The sequence below is a fragment of the Erythrobacter sp. F6033 genome, assembly GCF_023016005.1.
GTDB lineage: Bacteria > Pseudomonadota > Alphaproteobacteria > Sphingomonadales > Sphingomonadaceae > Erythrobacter.
Genome location: NZ_JALKAZ010000002.1, coordinates 199,624 through 218,788, shown reverse-complemented (window position 1 = coordinate 218,788; position 19,165 = coordinate 199,624). Strand labels below are relative to the sequence as shown.

Genomic DNA, 19,165 nt, shown 5'->3' with positions numbered 1-19,165 from the left:
GGGCGCAGCCCTACGCCACATCAGGGTAGAGGGAAAGAGGGGGATAGCGCGAAAGAGGCGAGTGGCATTTGGACGCTTTGCAGGTGTAGCTTCGCAGATGAAATGGCGAACGACGAAATTCCCGAAAGCTGGCGCACCGCGCTGGAGCCTGTTTTGGCAACGCCGGAAGCGCGCAAACTGGGCGGATGGCTGCGCGCCGAAGAAGGCGCGGGCAAAGTAATCCATCCGCCGCGCGGACAGCGGCTGACAGCGCTGGCGCTCACGCCGCTCGATCAAGTGCGCGTGGTTATCCTCGGGCAGGACCCGTATCATGGTCCGGGCCAGGCGCATGGATTGGCGTTTTCGGTTCAGGATGGGGTGAAGGTGCCGCCATCGCTGGTCAATATGTACAAGGAGCTGGAAAGCGATCTTGGCATTCAGCCTCCCGATCACGGCAACCTCACCCGCTGGGCTGAACAGGGTGTGCTGCTGCTCAACAACACACTGACTGTCGAAGCAGCGCAAGCGGGCAGCCATGCGGGGCGCGGTTGGGATGCGATCACAGACGCGGCTGTGGCGGCAGTGGCCGAACGCGGTGAGCCGACAGTGTTCATCCTATGGGGCAGCCACGCGGCAAAGAAAGCGGGACGGGTCGCCTCGCTTGGCCGGAGTGATCGCCACCTCATTCTGAAGGCGCCGCACCCTAGCCCGTTATCTTCCTATCGCGGATTTTTCGGTTCCAAACCTTACAGCCAAGCGAATGCGTTTCTGGAAAGCCATGGGCGCGGTACTATCGATTGGAGGCTCGATTGACCGAGGACGAAGCCAAAGCGGCGTTGATCGCTCGTCAGGCGGAGCTGGTCGAGGAAGATCGGATTTCGGATGAGGCCCGCGCGCCTGTCACCCTGCAACAGGATAGTGTCGGGCGGCTATCGCGGATGGATGCGATGCAGCAGCAAGCTATGGCTCAGGCGCAGGAACATCGCCGCGCCGCTGAACGCACACGCATTGCAGCAGCGCTTGTCCGCATTGATGAGGGAGAGTGGGGATATTGCCTGACTTGTGGCGAAGAGATCGCGCAAAAGCGGCTTGAGCACGATCCGAGCATCGCAACCTGTGTCAGGTGCGCGAGCGGAGGCTAGGGCTGCTGCTCGGTGCGCGGCGGCATTTTGCGCAGTTCGAACACAACCTCACCCGGGCGTGGCGCTGGTTGAGATAAAAGCCCCTGCCCGCCGAATAATTTCAGCCTGCCGCCTTCTAACAGGCCAGTCATGCCGGTGAAGTCGGCCACACCGAGATCGTTGGTGTGGAATTCGATATGGATCGAATCGCCTTTCTTCCAGCCCAATTCCACCAAATCGAAGCGCGGCGAGGAGACGTTGTAGCCGGGCTGCCTGACGGCCACTGCGACCGGGTTTGCACATGTTCCGCTGCCATAATCGGCTGTTCCGCCAGCAACGGTCTCATACGTTGTTCTGCCATCCGAGCACTCGACGAGCGCATCGACATAGGTGGCGCGTTTCCCATTGGTGCGAAACACATGAACCAACGCATCTTCTGACCGGGGCTTGATCCCGATCAGTTTGAACTCGGCCGGAACCGGCTTGGGATCAGAAGTGAGAACTATGGTGTCGCCCTGCTGCGTCCACGTTCCCTTTGCACGCAGATCAAGCCCGCCTACGGAAAGCCCCCACGCGAACTGTCCATCGGCGCGAATTTCCATGCCCATGGCTGTTTCAAACGAATTGCCATTGTAGCGCCCGACGAATTCCGACTCGCTGGCTTGAGCGGTTGTTTCAACCGCAGGGGGGTCGGATTCGGGCTGAGCATTGGCGGGTACAGCCAATGCCAAGGCGATCAAGGCGCAGCGTTTAATCAAAACTCGGTCGTCAACCGCGCGCCGACTGTTACGCCGGTGTCACGAAACGCGATTGCGCTATCGACCACTTGCACATTCGCCGTCAGGCCAAAGCCTTTGGCGAATTCATAGGTGTAGAACGCTTCAACGCCTCTTTCGTCCTCGACGCCAAGGCGAAACGCGATGTCATCGACCAGCTCGTCTGTCAGTGAATACTGGAAATAGGCGAGGCCAAAGCGGTCTTGAGGGCGCTTGCGCGGGTTGCCTGAAATGCCGAAATAGCCCGAATAATCGAGGAAGGTCGGATCGCCGCTGGATGCCTGGAACCGGGCCAGAATGCCCCAACCTTTGCCGCGGGCTTCGGGATACATTTTCAGGAACTGATACGCCGAAAGCTGGATTGCCAGCTCGCCGCTTTCATTGCCGAATGTGCCGATGGGTTGCGGCGGCGGAGTGAGCGCGCGCGGGAGAATATCGACCGCGAAACTATCGCGGGTCGAGCCGACAACCGCGAAATTGACCACGCCGGGCAATCCGCGAAGGCTTGTTCTCACAGCGGCTGACGCAAGAAAGCCGACGCCGCTTTCAAAGCCGGTTTCAAATCCGGTGCGTTGATACTGGCTGTCTGGATCGAACACCCAGAGGCGGTAGATCATTTTGCCCTTTGGCACTTGCAGCGCCACGCCTGTCAGCGTGTTTGGAACAACTGCGGTTGGCGGCAGCGCAAGGCCGAGGTTTTGGAACCCGAAATGCCCGTCGCTCGCCACGATCGGCAGTTTGCCGGAGATGTCGAGCACGTTGATTTTGCCCACCTCGAGGGTGGTGCCGTCTTTCCATTTGTATTCGATGCTGGCGGAAAGATCGAAATCGCCTGCGCCTTCGGGCCGGAACAGGGCGGTATTTCCGGGGATCAGGCCGATTTCACCGTTTGAGGTTTCGCCCCAAGTGTATTCCGGTCGGATCTTGATCGTGAGATTGTCGCTGCCGCCGTAATAGCTGCCGCGCACTTCGAGATAGCCGTCAATCCGGCCTGAATAGCGCGCGAGGCTTTGCGCATCACCTGCCACAGGCACGTCGACAAATTGCGAAGCGACCACGCGCAGATCAACCGGCTTTGGCGGTGGAGGCGCAGGAGGCGCTTCCGCTGGCGGAGCTGCTGGAGCCTCAGCGTCCTGAGCGACAACTGCCGGTCCAACTGGTCCGACAAGATCGCCTGAAGAAGCGAGTTCAAAAGTCTCAGCCGTAAATTCTGTCTCTGCCGGAGCATCGGCCAGTGCCGGAGTAGCTGCGAACAGCGCAATCGCGCTTGCCATTCCGCCTGCGAATCTAGCCGCATTTGCGCGCAGGCCCTTTGATAGCTTCACGACTTCGATCCCTCTCTTATGCAGCGGTGTCCCAAATACTCAGGCCCGCTTTTATCCGTTTAACTTCAACCATTCGCACGATGAGCGGTCAAGTAAAGACAAGCGGAGCACTTAATCGTGCAGAATCATGCAATTAGCAGTCGGGCTATTCGGGCTGGAGGGCTTAAGATGGTGTAAAGATGCCGCAGGTTCAGGACCAGAAAGCGGTGATTGGAGCGATTAGCGCGGCAGTTCGCTCACGCCCATCAACGCTTCATCCACACTACGCGCGCATTGGCGGCCTTCGCGGATAGCCCACACGACCAGGCTCTGCCCGCGCCGCATATCGCCGCATGCGAAAACGCCGGGAACGCTGGTGGCGTAATCATCTTCGTTGGCCGAGACATTGCCGCGCCCTGTCAACTCGACGCCGGCCTGTTCCAGCAAGCCTGCTTTGGTTGGACCGACAAAGCCCATTGCGAGCAGGATCAGATCGGCTTCGATAGTGAAGGCGCTGCCTTCCACTTCCCGCATCTGACCGTCTTTCCACTCGACCCGCGCGCATTCGAGGCCTGTGACTTTTTCGCCATCGCCGATCACGCGTTTGGTCAGCACGGCCCAGTCGCGGTCCACGCCTTCTTCATGGCTGGAGGATGTGCGCAGTTTGAGCGGCCAATCCGGCCATGTCAGCGCCTTGTCTTCCTTCTCGGGAGGCTTCGGCATGATCTCAAGCTGCGTAACACTCTTTGCGCCCTGGCGATTAGAGGTGCCGACACAGTCGCTGCCAGTATCGCCGCCACCGATGACGACAACGTTTTTGCCGGTTGCGAGCAAGCTGCCGCGCGGCGCTGCGCGCACTTCATCATCGCCCGCATTGCGCTTGTTCTGCTGGGTCAGGAATTCCATCGCCAGCCGTACACCATTCATTTCGGCGCCCGGGATGGCGAGTGCGCGCGCATCTTCGCTGCCGCCCGATAGAACAACGGCGTCAAAGTTCTCCTGGAGGCTCTTGAACGAGACATCAACGCCGACTTCTTTCGACGTTTTGAATGTCACACCTTCGGCTTCCATCTGGATGCAGCGGCGGCTGATCAGATGCTTTTCCATCTTGAAGTCGGGAATACCGTAACGCAGCAATCCGCCGACGCGGTCGCTTTTTTCAAACAAGGTGACGCTGTGTCCGGCGCGCGCGAGTTGCTGGGCGCAGGCCATTCCTGCGGGGCCAGAGCCGACCACGGCAACCGACTTGCCGGTTTTCTTTTCCGGCACTTGCGGTGTGACCCAGCCTTGATCCCACCCGCGGTCAATAATGGCCGCTTCGATGCTTTTGATCGTGACCGGCTGATCAACAATGTTGAGCGTGCAGCTCGCCTCGCATGGGGCGGGGCAGATGCGGCCTGTGAATTCGGGGAAATTGTTGGTCGAATGCAGCACGTCGAGCGCGTTCTTCCAGTCATTTTCATAGACCAGATGGTTCCAGTCCGGGATCATGTTGTTCACCGGGCAACCATTGTGACAATACGGAATGCCGCAATCCATGCAGCGCGAAGCCTGCGAAGACAGCGTCGCATCATCCGGCTGGATGACGAATTCGCGGTAATTGTTCAGGCGCTCTTTGGGATCGAGATAATCCCGCTCGCGCCGATCCAGTTCGAGAAATCCGGTGTCTTTGCCCATTACTCTAACCCTTATTCCGCCGCGACCGAGGCGGCGTCTTCGCGTTCGGCTTCGAGAGCCTGAAGCGCATTTTTGTAATCGCGCGGCATCACTTTGACGAAGTGGCCAATTGCATTGTCCCAATCGCCGAGCAGCTCACCAGCGATGGCGCTGCCGGTGTGCAATTGATGACGCTCAATCAAGATACGCAGCCGCTCTGCATCGTGACGCAGCATGTCGCCCATTCCGTAATCATGGACCGAACTTGGACGCTGTGCCGGACGGCCTGTGCCATCTTCCGCGTCCTGTGCAGAGGAGATCGTTTCCAGATCGACCTGCGCGTGGTTCACCAGCTCGCTGAACTTGCCATCTGGATCGTACACATACGCCACGCCGCCGCTCATGCCGGCCGCAAAATTGCGGCCTGTTTCGCCCAGCACAACAACAACGCCGCCCGTCATATATTCGCAGGCGTGATCGCCAGCGCCTTCGACCACAGCGATTGCGCCGGAATTGCGCACGGCGAAGCGTTCACCCGCCACGCCGCTGAAATAGGCCTCGCCCGCAATCGCGCCGTAAAGGACGGTGTTGCCGACAATGATGTTCTCACTCGAATTGCGCGGCGCGCCCTCGGGTTGGCGAACGATCAGGCGACCTCCGGAGAGGCCCTTGCCAACATAGTCATTGGCATCGCCGACCAGATCGAGCGTGACACCGTGAGCGACCCAAGCGCCAAAGCTCTGCCCGGCTACACCAGTGAGATTGATGCGGATCGTGTCGACTGGCAGGCCTTCGTGGCCATGCGCCTTGGCAATCTCGCCAGAGAGCATCGCGCCTGCGGTGCGGTTCACATTGCGGATTTGATAGTCGAGTTGCACTGGCGTTTTGCCTGAGATCGCGTCCTTCGCATCGGCGATAAAGGCATTGTCGAGCGCCGCGCCGAGGCCGTGATCTTGTGTCTCGGTATTGTGGAGCGGTGCGCCCTCGGGAAGATCCACGGTGTGGAGCAGGCGCGACAGGTTGATGCCGCGCGCTTTCCAGTGGCGGTGCATGCGCGTCATATCGAGGCGGTCAACGCGGCCGACCATTTCTTCAACCGTGCGGAAGCCCATTTCGGCCATGATCTGGCGGAGTTCTTCTGCGACGAAGAACATGTAATTCACCACATGCTCCGGCTGACCGGTGAAGCGCTTGCGCAGTTCAGGGTCTTGGGTCGCAACACCAACGGGGCAAGTGTTCAAATGACACTTTCGCATCATGATACAGCCTGCGGCGATCAATGGCGCGGTGGCAAAGCCGAACTCGTCCGCGCCTAGCAATGCGCCGATGGCCACATCGCGGCCTGTGCGAAGACCGCCATCAACCTGCACTGCAATGCGGCTGCGCAAATCGTTGAGCAGCAAAGTCTGCTGCGTTTCAGCCAAGCCGATTTCCCAAGGCGAACCAGCGTGCGTCAGCGAGGTAAGCGGCGATGCGCCTGTGCCGCCGTCATAGCCTGAAATTGTGACGTGATCGGCGCGGGCTTTCGATACGCCTGCGGCAACCGTGCCGACGCCCACTTCGGAAACGAGCTTCACAGAAACGCGCGCTTCGGTGTTCACATTCTTAAGATCGTGGATCAGCTGAGCGAGATCTTCGATGGAATAGATGTCGTGGTGCGGCGGCGGCGAGATGAGACCTACGCCCGGTGTCGAGTGGCGCACCGCGCCGATGCGCTTGTCCACCTTGTGACCGGGCAGCTGGCCGCCTTCGCCGGGCTTTGCGCCCTGTGCCATCTTGATCTGAATATCGTCGGAATTGACGAGATATTCGGTGGTCACGCCAAAACGACCCGAAGCAACTTGCTTGATCCGGCTGCGCATCGAATCGCCGTTTTCCATCGGAGTGAAGCGGAACGGCTCTTCGCCGCCTTCACCAGTGTTGGAACGCCCGCCAATGCGGTTCATTGCGAGCGCCATGGTTGAGTGCGCTTCGTGGCTGATGGAGCCGAGGCTCATCGCGCCGGTGCTGAAGCGTTTGACGATTTCGCTCGCCGGTTCGACTTCGTCGAGCGGGATCGCTTCGTCGGCATTCTTGAATTCGAGCAGTCCGCGAATGGTCAGCAGCCGCTCTGACTGCTCGTTCACCGATTTGGCGAACTCTTCGTAATTCTTCGCGTCGTTGCCGCGCACAGCGTGCTGCAATTGTGCGACGTTTTGCGGGGTCCAGGCGTGTTCTTCGCCGCGCAGACGGTATTGATAGATACCGCCGACATCGAGCATGCCTTTATAGAGCGGATTGTCGCCATATGCCTGCGCATGACGGCGCACGCTTTCCTCGGCAACCTGCTCCAGACCAACGCCTTCGATCGTGGTGGAAGTGCCGGTGAAGTAGCTTTCAACGAAGGCTGAGCTGAGGCCAACCGCGTCGAAAATCTGCGCACCGCAATAGGATTGATAGGTCGAGATGCCCATCTTGGACATGACCTTGCGGATGCCCTTGCCGATGGCCTTGATGTAATTCTGCTCGACTTCTTCGCGGCTTACATCGGCGTGTTTGCGCGCGCGGATATCTTCGAGCGTTTCGAACGCCACATAGGGGTTGATCGCTTCCGCGCCGTACCCTGCGAGCACGCAGAAATGGTGCACTTCGCGCGCTTCGCCGGTTTCGACCACAAGGCCGGTCTGCATCCGCAGGCCCTGCCGCACTAGGTGATGATGCACCGCCGCCGTCGCCAGCAAAGCAGGCATCGGCACGCGGCCTTCGTCCTGAGCACGGTCTGACAGGACGAGGATATTCTGATCCTGCAGCACCGCTTCGGTTGCGGCCCAGCACATTTCGCGGATTGCGAGCTCAATGCCTTCCACGCCTTGCTCGGCATCGAAAGTCATGTCGATTGTCGAGCAACGGAACGCGCCATCGACAACCGATTCAACCGAGCGGATTTTCGCAAGGTCTTCGTTGGTCAGGATCGGTTGCTTCACTTCAAGCCGTTTATGCGTGCCCGCATCATGGCCAAGCAGGTTCGGACGCGGGCCGATCATCGACAGCAGGCTCATGACCAATTCTTCGCGGATCGGATCGATCGGCGGGTTGGTGACCTGCGCAAAGTTCTGTTTGAAGTAATCGTAAAGCAGGCGCGCTTTGTCCGACAGAACAGCGATTGGCGTGTCGGTGCCCATTGATCCAATCGGATCGTCGCCCTTGATCGCCATCGGCTCAAGGAAGCGCGAAATGTCTTCCTGAGTGTAGCCGAACGCTTGTTGGCGCTGGAGCAGGGTGGTCGAATGCTCGGGAACTTCGGAAAGCTCCGGCTCGATATCGGTAATATCGTCGAGGCGAACCTGTGCCTGTTCCAGCCATTGGGCGTAAGGCGCGGAATTCGAAAGGTCTGCTTTCAGCTCGGCGTCTTCGATGATGCGGCCTTCTTCGAGGTCGATCAGCAGCATCTTGCCCGGTTGCAGGCGCCATTTGCGCACGATGTCTTCCTCGGCAAACGGCAGAACACCGCTTTCCGAAGCAAGACAGACGATGTCGTCTTTGGTCACGCAGAAACGCGCGGGGCGCAGGCCGTTGCGGTCCAGCGTCGCGCCGATCTGACGACCATCGGTGAAACAAACCGCAGCAGGGCCGTCCCACGGCTCCATCAAAGCGGCGTGATATTCGTAAAATGCGCGGCGTTCTGGATCCATCAGATCATTGCCGTTCCACGCTTCAGGGATCAGCATCATCATCGCATGGGCAAGGCTGTATCCGCCCGCGATCAGCAGTTCGAGAGCATTGTCGAGGCATGCTGTGTCGGATTGGCCATGCGGGATAATCGGCCACATCTTGTCGAGGTCTGGACCCAGCAGGTCGCTTTCCATCGTGCGGCGGCGCGCATTCATCCAGTTCACATTGCCGCGAACCGTGTTGATCTCGCCGTTATGCGCAATGAAGCGGAACGGGTGAGCCAGACGCCAGCTCGGAAATGTGTTGGTCGAGAAGCGTTGGTGCACCAGACCGAATGCCGAAACACATTCCGGATCGCGCAGATCGTCATAGAAACTGCCAACCTGCGTTGCGAGCAGCAGTCCTTTGTAGACAATGGTGCGCGTCGAAAAACTCGGCATGTAAGTGTCAGTAAGGCCGGGCAGGTCATGCTTTTCGGCCAGTTTTGCCAGCGGATTGAGCGTCTGTTTGCGCAGCGCGAGCAGTTTACGCTCAAACGCATCCTGATCGGCGCAGCTTTCCCCGCGTGCGATCACAGCCATCTGGATCACCGGCATCGAAGCGATAACTGCATCGCCAAGCCCGCCTTGCGAAGTCGGCACATCGCGCCAGCCGATGAAGCGCTGGCCTTCCTTGGCGGCGAGACCTTCGAATCGCTCGGCAACGAATTCGCGCGCCGCATCGTCTTGCGGCATGAAGCACATGGCGACCGCATATTCGCCAAACTCGGGCAGATCGAGATTGTTTTCTGTTGCCCAACGCCGGATCAGCGCATCGGGAATTTGCATGAGCAAGCCCGCGCCGTCACCCAGAAGAGGATCAGCGCCCACAGCGCCGCGGTGGTCGAGTTTCTCAAGAATTTCAAGAGATTGCTCGACAATAGAATGACTGCGTTTGCCCTTGATATGGGCAACCATGCCTACTCCGCAGGCGTCATGTTCATTGGCGGGGTCATAGAGACCCTGGGAGGTGGGCTGTCCCATGGCAAAAAATCCGTTCTGTCAGATGCCGGAGCCAAAGACCCTCGCAAGGTCAATGCAGCGGCAGAATGTCGAGCGCGCACGATCATCGGACCAAAGCGAGCTTCGTTTCACATTCCTATTGCAGACGGAATCGGATTTTTGCAACCGCGAACAGCGAAGTTTTGTTACGCATACCTAAGCATGAACTTGTCGTTTCATGCGTAACTAAATCGGATGCATGGTCAATTGGTGCCAAACCGGCCACGAAAACGCGTATTTATGCTGCGCCGCGCAAATCCTGTAGCTTGGCCAGCGCATCCCGAAGCTCGCGCGTGGTGTCGCGCAGGGCATCCGCTTTTTCGCCGCTCAGTTCGACTTCGGCGTCAAATCCTTCTTCGGTAAACAATGTGAGAGCTTTCAGAGCTGCGGCCAGCGAAGCGTCTTGACCAGGCGAACGCTGCGATCCGGGGCGCTTTCGCTCTGCATCCTGATGATCGTGCAATGCCGCAGCAAAGCGCTCAACCATATGGACCAGACTGAGCTCCTCGACGGGAGCTTGACGGAGTTTTTCAAGCGCGGTCTGCGCAGACGGTGCAATTTGTGCCGCGAGAGGAACTCTGGCGACAGGCTCTTCAATGGGAGCGTCGACGGAAGCATCTACGGGCGCATCGGCCCCGGAATCGACCCCCGATTCGACCCTCGCATCACCCCAGTCGTCGACTTCCGGCAGGCGATCATCTTCGTCGATATCGTCCTCGCCGATTTCATTTTCGATCCAGACGGCGTTGCGTCCGGGAGTTGCAGCAAACTCAGCCAGATTCAACTCTCGAGGGCGATCAAAACCGTCCTCTTCGGGAACGGCTTCACTGACCTGCTCTACATCCAGAACGAGCGCTTCATTTTCTAGATCAAACGGCTCTTCTTCAATAGCGACCTCGGCAGCTGAGAAGGGCTCAATCTCAATCGGCGCATCAAGGCTTTCGCTGCCCAACTCGGCAGCGGGATCTATTGGTTCCAAACCCTCGACCATGGTCGAATCGTTCCAATCGTCTTCCTCGACACCGACTTCACGGCGTTTGAAGGCAATTGCTGCTGCGGCGGCGAGCCCGCCGAAAACCAAAGCTGCAATCAGGGCGAAGACATATCCGACCGCACTGCCCAGACCTGAAAGGCCGGTGGCCATCGCCATCCGCAGAATTGTCGACATCGGAAGAACCAAAACGCAAAGCGCGCCCAGCAGGGCGCCCCATGCTCCGATCAGAGGCACGAAACCACGAAGCGTGGCGATAGACGGCTTTTTGACGCGCGCCTTCTTGGTCGCTTCATCTGCGACAAGTGTGCCTTCATCGTCCTCGCTTGAGGTTCTGAAATTGGCAATGCGCTGCCGAATGTTTCGCATATCGCCCCTAAGTCCGTAATTGTGTTTGTTGCTCGGCAGGCGCAGGCCCGCTTTCGTGTTCGCCATTGGCTAACAAAACTTGGTAAACAGAGAGATAACGCTGCACATTGGTGGCCCAGTCATGGCGCGCACGCACATGCGCTTCTCCGCGATTTCTGATGGCGTCCCACTCATCGCGAGAGGCCAGCATCTCGGACAAAGCAGCAGCGCATGCTTTGGGGTCATCGGGAGTGAAAAGAAAGCCCGTTTCGCCATGCGAAATCAGCTCGCGGTGCCCGCCAACGTTGGACGCGGCGACGATCCGGCGCTGGGCCATGGCCTCAAGCGGCTTAAGCGGCGTTACAAGGTCAGTCAGGCGTGATTGCTTTCGCGGATAGGCGAGTACATCGATCAGTGAGTAATATCGCTCCACTTCCGAATGCGGGACGCGCCCTGTGAAAATTACCGAATCCGGTTCGCCCAGAGCGGCGGCCGCAGCGCGCCACTCCGCATCCATGTCGCCGGCGCCCACCAACAGCAGTTTCGCATCTGGGTGATCGCGGCGCAGGATTGGCATCGCCTTGATCAGATCATCGACTCCTTCGTAATCATAAAAGCTGCCGATATAGCCAATCACAGGTGCGCCTTCTGCAATGCCAAGCTCGCTGGCGAGCGTATTGTCGCGCGGCAAAGGCTCACCAAACATCGATAGGTCCACACCGTTTGGCATCACCCCGATCTTGCCCGGCGCAATTCCGCGATTGATCAGATCATCGCGCAGGCCCTGACAGATGGTGAACACCGCATCGGCGCGTTTGACGATTTGCGTTTCGAGCGAGCGGGTCAGGCGGTATTTCGCCGATCCTTCCGTTCCGGTGCGATTGCCGACGGCGGCATCTTCCCAGAAAGCGCGAATTTCATAAACGAGCGGGATGCCAAGCGCGCTCGCCGCGCGGTGCGCGCCGCCTCCGTTAAGAGCGGGCGAATGGGCATGAATGATGTCAGGACGCCAGTCCTTTGCGACCTTTTGAATGGATGCCGAAAGCGCCGCCATTTCGCGAAATTCGCTGACCAGCATCGGACCGTTCGGGACACCAGCGGTGCGGTGAAAAGTCAGGCCGTCGACGATCTCCACATCTTCCCCTGTCGGCGCTTCAAGCTGATGACGCTGCGCTGTGATGCCGCGCACCTCCAGACCCGCCGCCTGCTGCGCCTTCAAAATAGCGCGCGTGCGAAAGGTGTAGCCGCTGTGCAGCGGAAGCGAATGGTCGAGGACGTGCAGGATCCGGGTCATGAAAGCGCTTTTGGCACATTGTGCTTAACGGACCGTCAACCGCGTTGCTGTAGGGCGCAGTGCAAGATCGCAGGCATTGTGCCCGCTTTGCATCCGGAAAGACCAAGACCAGCCACATGATTGACTATATCGCCTTATCAATTGGACACGGCCTGTTAGCGTACGCTTTCTGGCATCTGTTCATGCGAGCCGGTGTGGATGTTGATCCCTTGATTGGCGAGATCAGAGATGCGGAGAAAGCAAACCGCAAGGCTATCTCTTTTGCGGGCCGGAATGCGCGGCGCCACGCCGATGCCGACCCAACTGTAAGCGATGACGCGGGGACCGGCGTCTGATGCTCGATCTCGTCTTCATAGCCTTCATCTTTTACATCCTGCTGCTCGGTCTTCGGCGGCCATTCCTGTGGGTGCTTTTGTATGTCTATATCGACATTATCGCGCCGCAGCGGATCGGGTATACGATCGTCACCGAGCTGCAGATTTCGCTCGTCGCATTCGCGGCGGCGTTTGGTGGCTGGCTGTTCCTCGACAACAAAGACGGGCTGCGGTTCACGCTGAGGCAGGGTTTGATCCTTGCGCTGCTACTCTACTGCTGGTGGACAACAGGCAATGCCGACTTCCCCGAAAGCGCAGTGACGAAATGGGATTGGGTGTGGAAGGCTCTGCTTTTCGCGCTGTTCCTGCCTTTCACGATCACAAACCGCGCCCGGATTGAAGGGCTGGCCCTTGTGCTTGTGCTTTCGATTGCAACCATAGTGATTGGCACTGGCATGAAGACCGTGCTCGGAGGCGGCGGGTATGAGAACCTCAAATTCTTCGTGAACGACAATAGCGGTATTTACGAAAGCTCTACGCTGGCGACCGTGGCAATTGCGCTTGTGCCTTTGATTGCGTGGTTCACACGGTATGGCACGATTTTCCGACCGCACTGGATGGTAACGGCCTTTGCCGTCGCGCTAATCTTTGCGTGTTTGATGGTGCCGATCGGAACCGAGGCGCGCACGGGCCTCGTCTGTATCGCGGTGCTTGCGGTGTTGATGCTGCGTTATGTGAAGCACCGTATTCTGTTCATGGCGGCTGGCGCGGCACTTGGCATGGCGGCGCTGCCGTTCCTGCCGCAAAGTTATTACGAGCGGATGAGCACCATCGCCCAGCCGGGCGGCGATGAGAGTGCCTCCACCCGCATGGCTGTGTGGCGCTGGACCATCGAGTATGCCTCGCGCAATCCTACCGGTGGCGGCTTTGATGCCTATCGCGGCAACAAGTTCACGTATGAAATGCCTGTTACCGAGGAAGACGGTAGCACCAAGACCATCGAATACCGCGAAGTGACCGATGAAGGCCGCGCTTATCACTCGGCGATTTTCGAATTGCTCGGCGAGCAAGGCTATCCGGGCCTGACCATCTGGCTCCTGTTGCAGGGGCTGGGCATCTGGCAAATGGAAATGGTGCGCCGCAGTTGGAAGGGCAAAGAACCCGAAGATGAAGCGTGGATTTCGCCCATGGCATCCTGCCTGCAAATGGCGAGCATCATCTACATCGTCGGCGCGCTGTTTCAGGGGATCGCCTATCAACCGGTCATGCTGATGATCATCGGTATCCAGATTGGCCTTGTGAATTATACCAAGCGGATCGAATCAGCGCGGCTGGCTCTGGCTCGGTCAACACGCAAATTGCCCGCCGAAGCGCGGTCCTCGACACCAGTTGACGTTGACGTAAACGGCGGCCGCGCTGGCGATGCCGTAACGGCATAAAGCCTCGCATTGCACTAGGCGTTCCCGCCTGCCATGTAGACCCTCGAAATTGCGCCGAAGAAGCGGGATTCCCGCAGCTGGCGCTCACACAGAGGAGAGGGATATGACCCCGCAGGAACTAGCCGGAAAAGTCGGCGAAACTATCGGCACCAGCGAATGGGCCGAAATGAGCCAGGAACGCATCAACCAGTTTGCTGATGCGACGGGCGATCACCAGTTCATCCACATCAACGAAGAAGCTGCAAAGATGACGCCATTTGGCGGCACCATCGCGCACGGCTTCCTTACTCTGTCGATGATCCCGTATCTGTCCGCCAACAGCGACATGCCGAAAATGGACGGCGTGAAGATGGGCGTGAATTATGGCGGCAACAAAACCCGCTTCATCGCGCCGGTCCGTTCGGGCAAGCGCATTCGCGGCCACTGGAAGCTGACCGAAATGGTCGAAAAGCGTCCGGGCCAGTGGCAGCAGACATCCGAAATCACGATCGAGATCGAAGGCGAAGACAAGCCTGCGCTGATCTGTGAGTGGATCACACTGCTGTTTGTCTAAGCTCCGGCTGAGACAATCAAAACCTATTCTGCCCCTCGCGAGGGGCTGCTTGTATCTCTCATTGAAAGGACATCCCTATGTCACGTGACGCAGTAATCGTCTCCACCGCCCGCACGCCGATTGGCCGGGCCTATAAGGGCGGCTTTAATGCTACCCCCGGTGCCACTCTTGGTGCCGCATCTTTCGCTCCTGCCGTTGAGCGTGCCGGTATCGACGCCGCCGAAATCGACGATGTTGTTTGGGGCGCTGTCCTTACGCAGGGCACGCAAGCCGGCAATATCGGTCGTCAGGTTGCCCTTCGCGGCGGCGCACCGGTTTCCGTTGGCGCGCAGACCATTGACCGTCAGTGTTCTTCGGGCCTGATGGCGATCAGCACCGCTGCAAAGCAGATCATCGTCGACAATATGGACGTTGTCGTCGGCGGCGGTCAGGACTCGATCTCGATGGTCCAGACGCCTGAAATGCGCGTCCAGATGGATCCGTCGCTGCTCGCCATGCACAAAAACGTGTACATGCCGATGCTGCAAACCGCTGAAACCGTGGCAGAGCGTTACAACATCAGCCGCGAAGCGCAGGACGAATACGCTCTGCAATCGCAAATGCGCACCGCAGCTGGTCAGGAAGCTGGCAAGTTCGACGACGAGATCGTTCCTGTCACCACCACCATGATGGTCAAAGACAAAGCCACTGGCGAAGTCAGCCAGGTTGAGCACACTCTGACCAAAGACGAAGGCAACCGCCCTTCGACCACACTCGAAGGTCTTCAGGGTCTTCAGCCAGTCATGGGGCCGGGCAAAGTCATCACCGCGGGTAACGCGTCGCAGCTGTCCGACGGTTCGTCGGCGTCGGTGCTGATGGAAGCCAAGCTGGCCGAGAAAAAGGGTCTTCAGCCGCTGGGCCGCTATGTCGGCATGGCTGTTGCGGGCACCGAGCCTGATGAAATGGGCATTGGCCCCGTTTTCGCGATCCCGAAACTGCTCAAGCAGACCGGCCTCAAGATGGACGATATCGGCTTGTGGGAGCTGAACGAGGCATTCGCCGTGCAGGTTCTGTACTGCCGCGACAAGCTGGGCATCGATAACGACATTCTCAACGTCAATGGCGGCTCGATTTCGATCGGCCACCCATACGGCATGACCGGCGCACGCTGCACAGGCCACGCTTTGATCGAAGGCAAGCGTCGCGGTGCGAAATATGTGGTTGTTACCATGTGTGTCGGCGGCGGCATGGGCGCAGCGGGACTTTTCGAAGTCTTCTAAGCTTTTTGCGCTCGCGGTAGTTCGCTTCGCGAACACCTCCGCGGGGGCGGCCTAATCGGCCGACGCGCGGTCGCGCTTGCGAGGACATATGTCCTCGGCGGCCTTGCTCTAAAAACCAAATAAGAAAGGCGGCGCAGGAGCAATCCTGCGCTGCCTTTTCTCTATCGGCGATTGCCGCAGAGGGGATTAGTCGCCTTCGGTCAGGCCCATCTTCGCATCGGCTTTGGCGAGAACGCTGTTCTCTTTCTTTTCGCTGCCATAGCCTTTCACAACCGTAGCCAGCATCGGCTGGTTCGAGCTTGCGCGTTTCTTGCCTGGTGAAACCAGATCGCCGAAAAATTCGAAAACCTTCGTGACGTTGCTTTTCTCTACCCTAGAAATGCGGACTTGCGCATTTGGGGAGACGGGGACGAACTCCTGACCGCGAACCAAAACGGCCCGGCCCGCTTTGCTGGTGCGTACGACGTCATCGATCTGCAATTGTGTTCCGGCTGCTCCGTAGATCGCCTTACCATCTCGGTAGACAGACACTTGTCCGTCGGTCTCCGAGATTTTCCAGCCCGAATCCTCGGCCAACGCCGCGCTGCTGCTGATAAGCGCTACCGCGATACAAACATTTTTGGACAGCTTGATCATTATTGGTTCCCCATGGTGCCAATTCGACTTGGTTAAAGAGATAGCTGACTGGTCCAAGCGTCCGATTAAACCGTTTGGTTAAAGCGAGGTTTCAAAGCCCGCTTTTTCTTTGTGCGGTTTTGAGGCTACACAGAACTTATGGGGATTATGGAAATCATCGGGATCGCGGGGAGTGTCAGTCTGCTTTCGGGCTGGCGGCTGTATCTTTGCGTGTTTGCAACAGGTCTTGCGATGCGGCTGGACGCGCTGCCTGTGCCGGAGCATTTGGCGAGCCTCGCCGTGCTCGAAAACCCTTGGGTGATGGGCATCGCCGCGCTTGGCGCGCTTGCAGAGTTCTTTGCCGACAAAGTGATGTGGCTCGATAGCATTTGGGACACGGTGCACACGCTGGTGCGCCCGGTTGGCGGAGCGCTGCTGGCGCTGGCGATTGTTGATCCGTCCGATCCTTCGATGCAGGTCATCGCCTTTATGCTGGGCGGCGGGGCAAGCTTTCTTGCGCATGGCGGAAAGGCAAGCGCGCGGGCCGTGGTCAATACTTCGCCCGAACCGGTCAGCAATGCGGTCGTCTCTACCGGAGAGGATATAGCCACCGTCGGCTTGCTGTGGCTGGCCTACGAATATCCGATGGTCGCAGGCGGGATTGCCGTGGTTTTGTTCGTGTTGATGGTATTGCTGCTGCTGTGGGCGCGTCGGATAATCAAGCGGGTGTTTTTTAGGACGCCGAAGGTTGAAAATTCGCTCTTCAGATAGTAAAGTTCGAGTAATACTGCAAAAATACCCCCGTGAACGATTTGTCAATTTTACACATCCCTGTCATTTCCATACTCTTCTTGGGAAGACGGCACGTTATTTGGGCAAGACAGTAATTTGAAAGCTTGTTCCGGAGTTGACAAATAAAAATCATTAATACAGCTTCTCACTTCCAATGAGAGGAGCCGCAAATGAAAATACTGACAGATTTAGAAACAGCTCAAGTGGTAGGAGGAACTAGCGGACCAGGTCCAGATGATGACCCCAACCACTTTGCGAGGAAAGGTTCTGGTGGTCCTTTCCCAGCGGATAGCGGCCCGCTGCCTTCTCCATGGGCTGACGTCATTCCACCTTCTGCTCTGGATCAGCCGACGGCAAGCCCGTCGCCGGACCCAGAATCAGATCCACAAGGCCCAGATTGATCGGCGTCGCTAACCTATGAAAATCTAGATGCGTGGTGGGGCTGCTTATTGCAGCCCCATTGCTATTGGGAGTTGCGCGGTCGGGCTACTACAATGACAGAGGGTTGCGAACGGCCGACTCTTGTTGCGATGGCGTCTTAGAATTGGTTGTAGCAAGCTGCCCGCGAGCTGAGTGTTTACTTATGCGCCGCGACAAACTCCTCAACCACTGGAGCAACCTTTGTCCGCCAGCGGGTGCCGTTGAAGATGCCGTAATGGCCTGCGCCTTCTGCCATGTAGTATTTCTTCTTTTCGTCCGGCAGGCCGGGGGTCAGTTTCAGCGCGGCGCGCGTCTGGCCCAGCCCTGAAATATCGTCGCGTTCACCTTCGATGGCGAGCAGGGCGGTGTCGGTGATCTGGGTCAGGTCGACAACCTCGCCCTTATGCTCAAACGTGCCGTTCGGGATCGAGTGTTTCTGGAACACTTCCTCGACCGTTTGCAGGTAAAATTCCGCTGTCATGTCGCACACGCTGCGATATTCGTCGTAGAAATCCTTGGTTGCCTGCGCGCTTGCATCATCGCCAGCGGTCAGATGTTTGAACATCTCGTAATGGCTCATCATATGGCTTTGCAGGTTCATGCTCATAAAGGCCGATAGCTGCATAAAGCCGGGATAGACCTTGCGTCCCGCGCCGCGATAATTCTTGGGCACGGTCGCGATCACGCTTTGGCGGAACCATTCAATCGGGCGTTTCATCGCGTGGTCGTTGACCGAAGTCGGGCTTTCGCGCGTGTCGATTGGTCCGCCCATCATGGTGAGCGTGGCCGGCGTCGCAGGCGATTTGTGCTGATTGAGCAAAGCGGTCGCAGCGAAGGCTGGCACCGACGGCTGACACACGGCGAGCATATGCGGGCGCTGGCCGGGGCTCAACTCCTCGATATAGCCGAGGAAATCCATCAGATAATCGATATAAGTGTCGAGGTCGAAATCGCCTTCGTGCATCGGCACCGTCGCGGCGTCGGCCCAATCGGTGATGTAAACCTCAAACTTTTGCAGCATCCGCTCGACCGTGCCGCGCAGCAGCGTGGCATAGTGGCCGCTCATCGGGGCGACGATCAGCATTTTCGGGCGGTTGTCATCCACGCCATCGAGACGAAAGCGCTTGAGATCGCCAAACGGGCGGTTGACCACGGTTGCCTCGATCACGGGGTACAGCTTTCCATCCGCTTCAATCTCGGTGATGCCGAAAGCTGGCTTGCCATAGCTCGCCGTAGCGTGAGCAAACACATCCAGCGCGTTGGCTGCGAGCGGGATCGCGCCCATTTTTGCAAACGGATTAGCGGTGTTGGACAAGACAGATGCGCTGATTGCGGCCCATGAGCTGACAGAGTTCATCATGCTGCGCTGAATTTCATAGGCGTGATAGAGCATATACTGTTCCGTAAGTGTCCAGCCGGATGCAATCTCGATCCGGCTCAAATTTGTGTGATCCCCGATCTTTAGATGGGCGCTTCGGCCCGATTGTGCAATGCACAATAACCGTTCGGTCAGCAATGAACGGGGGTCTGTGTGCTTTTTACACGTGAAATTCCGGCGCATCGTAGCTAAATCGGCCCCTACATGGACGCGCAAACATCCCCCGACACTGGCC

15 protein-coding genes are annotated in these 19,165 nt (G+C 58.2%); 7 read left to right on the top strand and 8 right to left on the bottom strand.

Going from position 1 to position 19,165, the window contains the following annotated elements; all coding sequences use genetic code 11:
- The first annotated feature begins 102 nt into the window (after window positions 1–102).
- Window positions 103–792, top strand: coding sequence for a uracil-DNA glycosylase (gene ung, locus MWU39_RS13090; protein ID WP_247160578.1), 690 nt, complete (start codon window positions 103–105; stop codon window positions 790–792).
- Complete coding sequence (locus tag MWU39_RS13085; protein ID WP_247160577.1) at window positions 789–1,121, top strand: TraR/DksA family transcriptional regulator; 333 nt, start codon at window positions 789–791, stop codon at window positions 1,119–1,121. The genes ung and MWU39_RS13085 overlap by 4 nt, the downstream gene beginning before the upstream one ends.
- Here the strand turns inward: MWU39_RS13085 and MWU39_RS13080 are convergent.
- From MWU39_RS13080 to MWU39_RS13055, 6 genes are all read right to left on the bottom strand, one after another.
- Entirely contained in the window at window positions 1,118–1,858 is a 741-nt protein-coding gene (locus tag MWU39_RS13080) for a hypothetical protein (RefSeq protein ID WP_247160576.1), read from the bottom strand. The two genes, MWU39_RS13085 and MWU39_RS13080, sit on opposite strands and share 4 nt — an antisense overlap.
- A complete protein-coding gene (locus MWU39_RS13075; protein WP_247160575.1) occupies window positions 1,855–3,201 on the bottom strand; it encodes a carbohydrate porin in 1,347 nt (448 codons plus the stop codon). Before MWU39_RS13075 ends, MWU39_RS13080 begins: the two co-directional genes overlap by 4 nt.
- Window positions 3,202–3,420: 219 nt before the next feature.
- Entirely contained in the window at window positions 3,421–4,857 is a 1,437-nt protein-coding gene (locus tag MWU39_RS13070; RefSeq protein ID WP_247160574.1) for a glutamate synthase subunit beta, read from the bottom strand.
- A gap of 11 nt (window positions 4,858–4,868) precedes the next feature.
- Window positions 4,869–9,509 carry a glutamate synthase large subunit gene (gltB, locus tag MWU39_RS13065; protein WP_247160573.1) on the bottom strand — a complete coding sequence of 1,547 codons (4,641 nt, stop codon included), beginning with the start codon at window positions 9,507–9,509 and terminating at the stop codon, window positions 4,869–4,871.
- A gap of 256 nt (window positions 9,510–9,765) precedes the next feature.
- On the bottom strand, window positions 9,766–10,887 hold the full coding sequence (locus MWU39_RS13060) for a hypothetical protein (RefSeq protein WP_247160572.1): 1,122 nt from the start codon (window positions 10,885–10,887) through the stop codon (window positions 9,766–9,768).
- A gap of 7 nt (window positions 10,888–10,894) precedes the next feature.
- Window positions 10,895–12,160, bottom strand: a complete 1,266-nt coding sequence (locus MWU39_RS13055) for a TIGR04063 family PEP-CTERM/XrtA system glycosyltransferase (protein WP_247160571.1) — start codon at window positions 12,158–12,160, stop codon at window positions 10,895–10,897.
- 116 nt (window positions 12,161–12,276) lie between these two features.
- Between MWU39_RS13055 and MWU39_RS13050 the strand changes: the two genes are divergently transcribed.
- The 4 genes from MWU39_RS13050 to MWU39_RS13035 all read left to right on the top strand — a co-directional run bounded on the left by MWU39_RS13050 (window position 12,277) and on the right by MWU39_RS13035 (window position 15,725).
- The gene (locus tag MWU39_RS13050) at window positions 12,277–12,495 is read left to right on the top strand and encodes a hypothetical protein (protein WP_247160570.1); all 219 of its coding nucleotides are present in this window, start codon (window positions 12,277–12,279) and stop codon (window positions 12,493–12,495) included.
- Window positions 12,495–13,913 (top strand): putative O-glycosylation ligase, exosortase A system-associated, encoded by a 1,419-nt coding sequence (locus tag MWU39_RS13045; RefSeq protein ID WP_247160569.1) that lies wholly within the window; start codon window positions 12,495–12,497, stop codon window positions 13,911–13,913. The genes MWU39_RS13050 and MWU39_RS13045 overlap by 1 nt, the downstream gene beginning before the upstream one ends.
- Before the next feature lie 103 nt (window positions 13,914–14,016).
- The gene (locus MWU39_RS13040; protein ID WP_218404043.1) at window positions 14,017–14,466 is read left to right on the top strand and encodes a MaoC family dehydratase; all 450 of its coding nucleotides are present in this window, start codon (window positions 14,017–14,019) and stop codon (window positions 14,464–14,466) included.
- A 77-nt stretch (window positions 14,467–14,543) separates the two neighbouring features.
- A complete protein-coding gene (locus MWU39_RS13035; protein WP_247160568.1) occupies window positions 14,544–15,725 on the top strand; it encodes an acetyl-CoA C-acyltransferase in 1,182 nt (393 codons plus the stop codon).
- Between the two features lie 186 nt (window positions 15,726–15,911).
- Here MWU39_RS13035 and MWU39_RS13030 read toward each other — a convergent pair whose 3' ends face one another.
- On the bottom strand, window positions 15,912–16,361 hold the full coding sequence (locus tag MWU39_RS13030) for a hypothetical protein (protein WP_247160567.1): 450 nt from the start codon (window positions 16,359–16,361) through the stop codon (window positions 15,912–15,914).
- A 138-nt stretch (window positions 16,362–16,499) separates the two neighbouring features.
- On the opposite strand from MWU39_RS13030, the gene MWU39_RS13025 reads away from it, so the two are divergent.
- Window positions 16,500–17,111, top strand: a complete 612-nt coding sequence (locus MWU39_RS13025; protein ID WP_247160566.1) for a DUF4126 domain-containing protein — start codon at window positions 16,500–16,502, stop codon at window positions 17,109–17,111.
- A gap of 598 nt (window positions 17,112–17,709) precedes the next feature.
- Here MWU39_RS13025 and phaZ read toward each other — a convergent pair.
- Window positions 17,710–18,945, bottom strand: coding sequence for a polyhydroxyalkanoate depolymerase (gene phaZ, locus MWU39_RS13020; protein WP_247161099.1), 1,236 nt, complete (start codon window positions 18,943–18,945; stop codon window positions 17,710–17,712).
- Window positions 18,946–19,165: the final 220 nt, after the last annotated feature.

Bases quoted from the DNA above. Each gene is read 5' to 3' on its own strand.
- MWU39_RS13030 (WP_247160567.1), bottom strand. From the start codon at position 16,361: ATGATCAAGCTGTCCAAAAATGTTTGTATCGCGGTAGCGCTTATCAGC.
- MWU39_RS13045 (WP_247160569.1), top strand. From the start codon at position 12,495: ATGCTCGATCTCGTCTTCATAGCCTTCATCTTTTACATCCTGCTGCTC.
- MWU39_RS13035 (WP_247160568.1), top strand. From the start codon at position 14,544: ATGTCACGTGACGCAGTAATCGTCTCCACCGCCCGCACGCCGATTGGC.
- phaZ (WP_247161099.1), bottom strand. From the start codon at position 18,945: ATGCTCTATCACGCCTATGAAATTCAGCGCAGCATGATGAACTCTGTC.
- ung (WP_247160578.1), top strand. From the start codon at position 103: ATGGCGAACGACGAAATTCCCGAAAGCTGGCGCACCGCGCTGGAGCCT.
- gltB (WP_247160573.1), bottom strand. From the start codon at position 9,509: ATGGGACAGCCCACCTCCCAGGGTCTCTATGACCCCGCCAATGAACAT.
- MWU39_RS13050 (WP_247160570.1), top strand. From the start codon at position 12,277: ATGATTGACTATATCGCCTTATCAATTGGACACGGCCTGTTAGCGTAC.
- MWU39_RS13055 (WP_247160571.1), bottom strand. From the start codon at position 12,160: ATGACCCGGATCCTGCACGTCCTCGACCATTCGCTTCCGCTGCACAGC.
- MWU39_RS13070 (WP_247160574.1), bottom strand. From the start codon at position 4,857: ATGGGCAAAGACACCGGATTTCTCGAACTGGATCGGCGCGAGCGGGAT.
- MWU39_RS13060 (WP_247160572.1), bottom strand. From the start codon at position 10,887: ATGCGAAACATTCGGCAGCGCATTGCCAATTTCAGAACCTCAAGCGAG.
- MWU39_RS13040 (WP_218404043.1), top strand. From the start codon at position 14,017: ATGACCCCGCAGGAACTAGCCGGAAAAGTCGGCGAAACTATCGGCACC.
- MWU39_RS13025 (WP_247160566.1), top strand. From the start codon at position 16,500: ATGGGGATTATGGAAATCATCGGGATCGCGGGGAGTGTCAGTCTGCTT.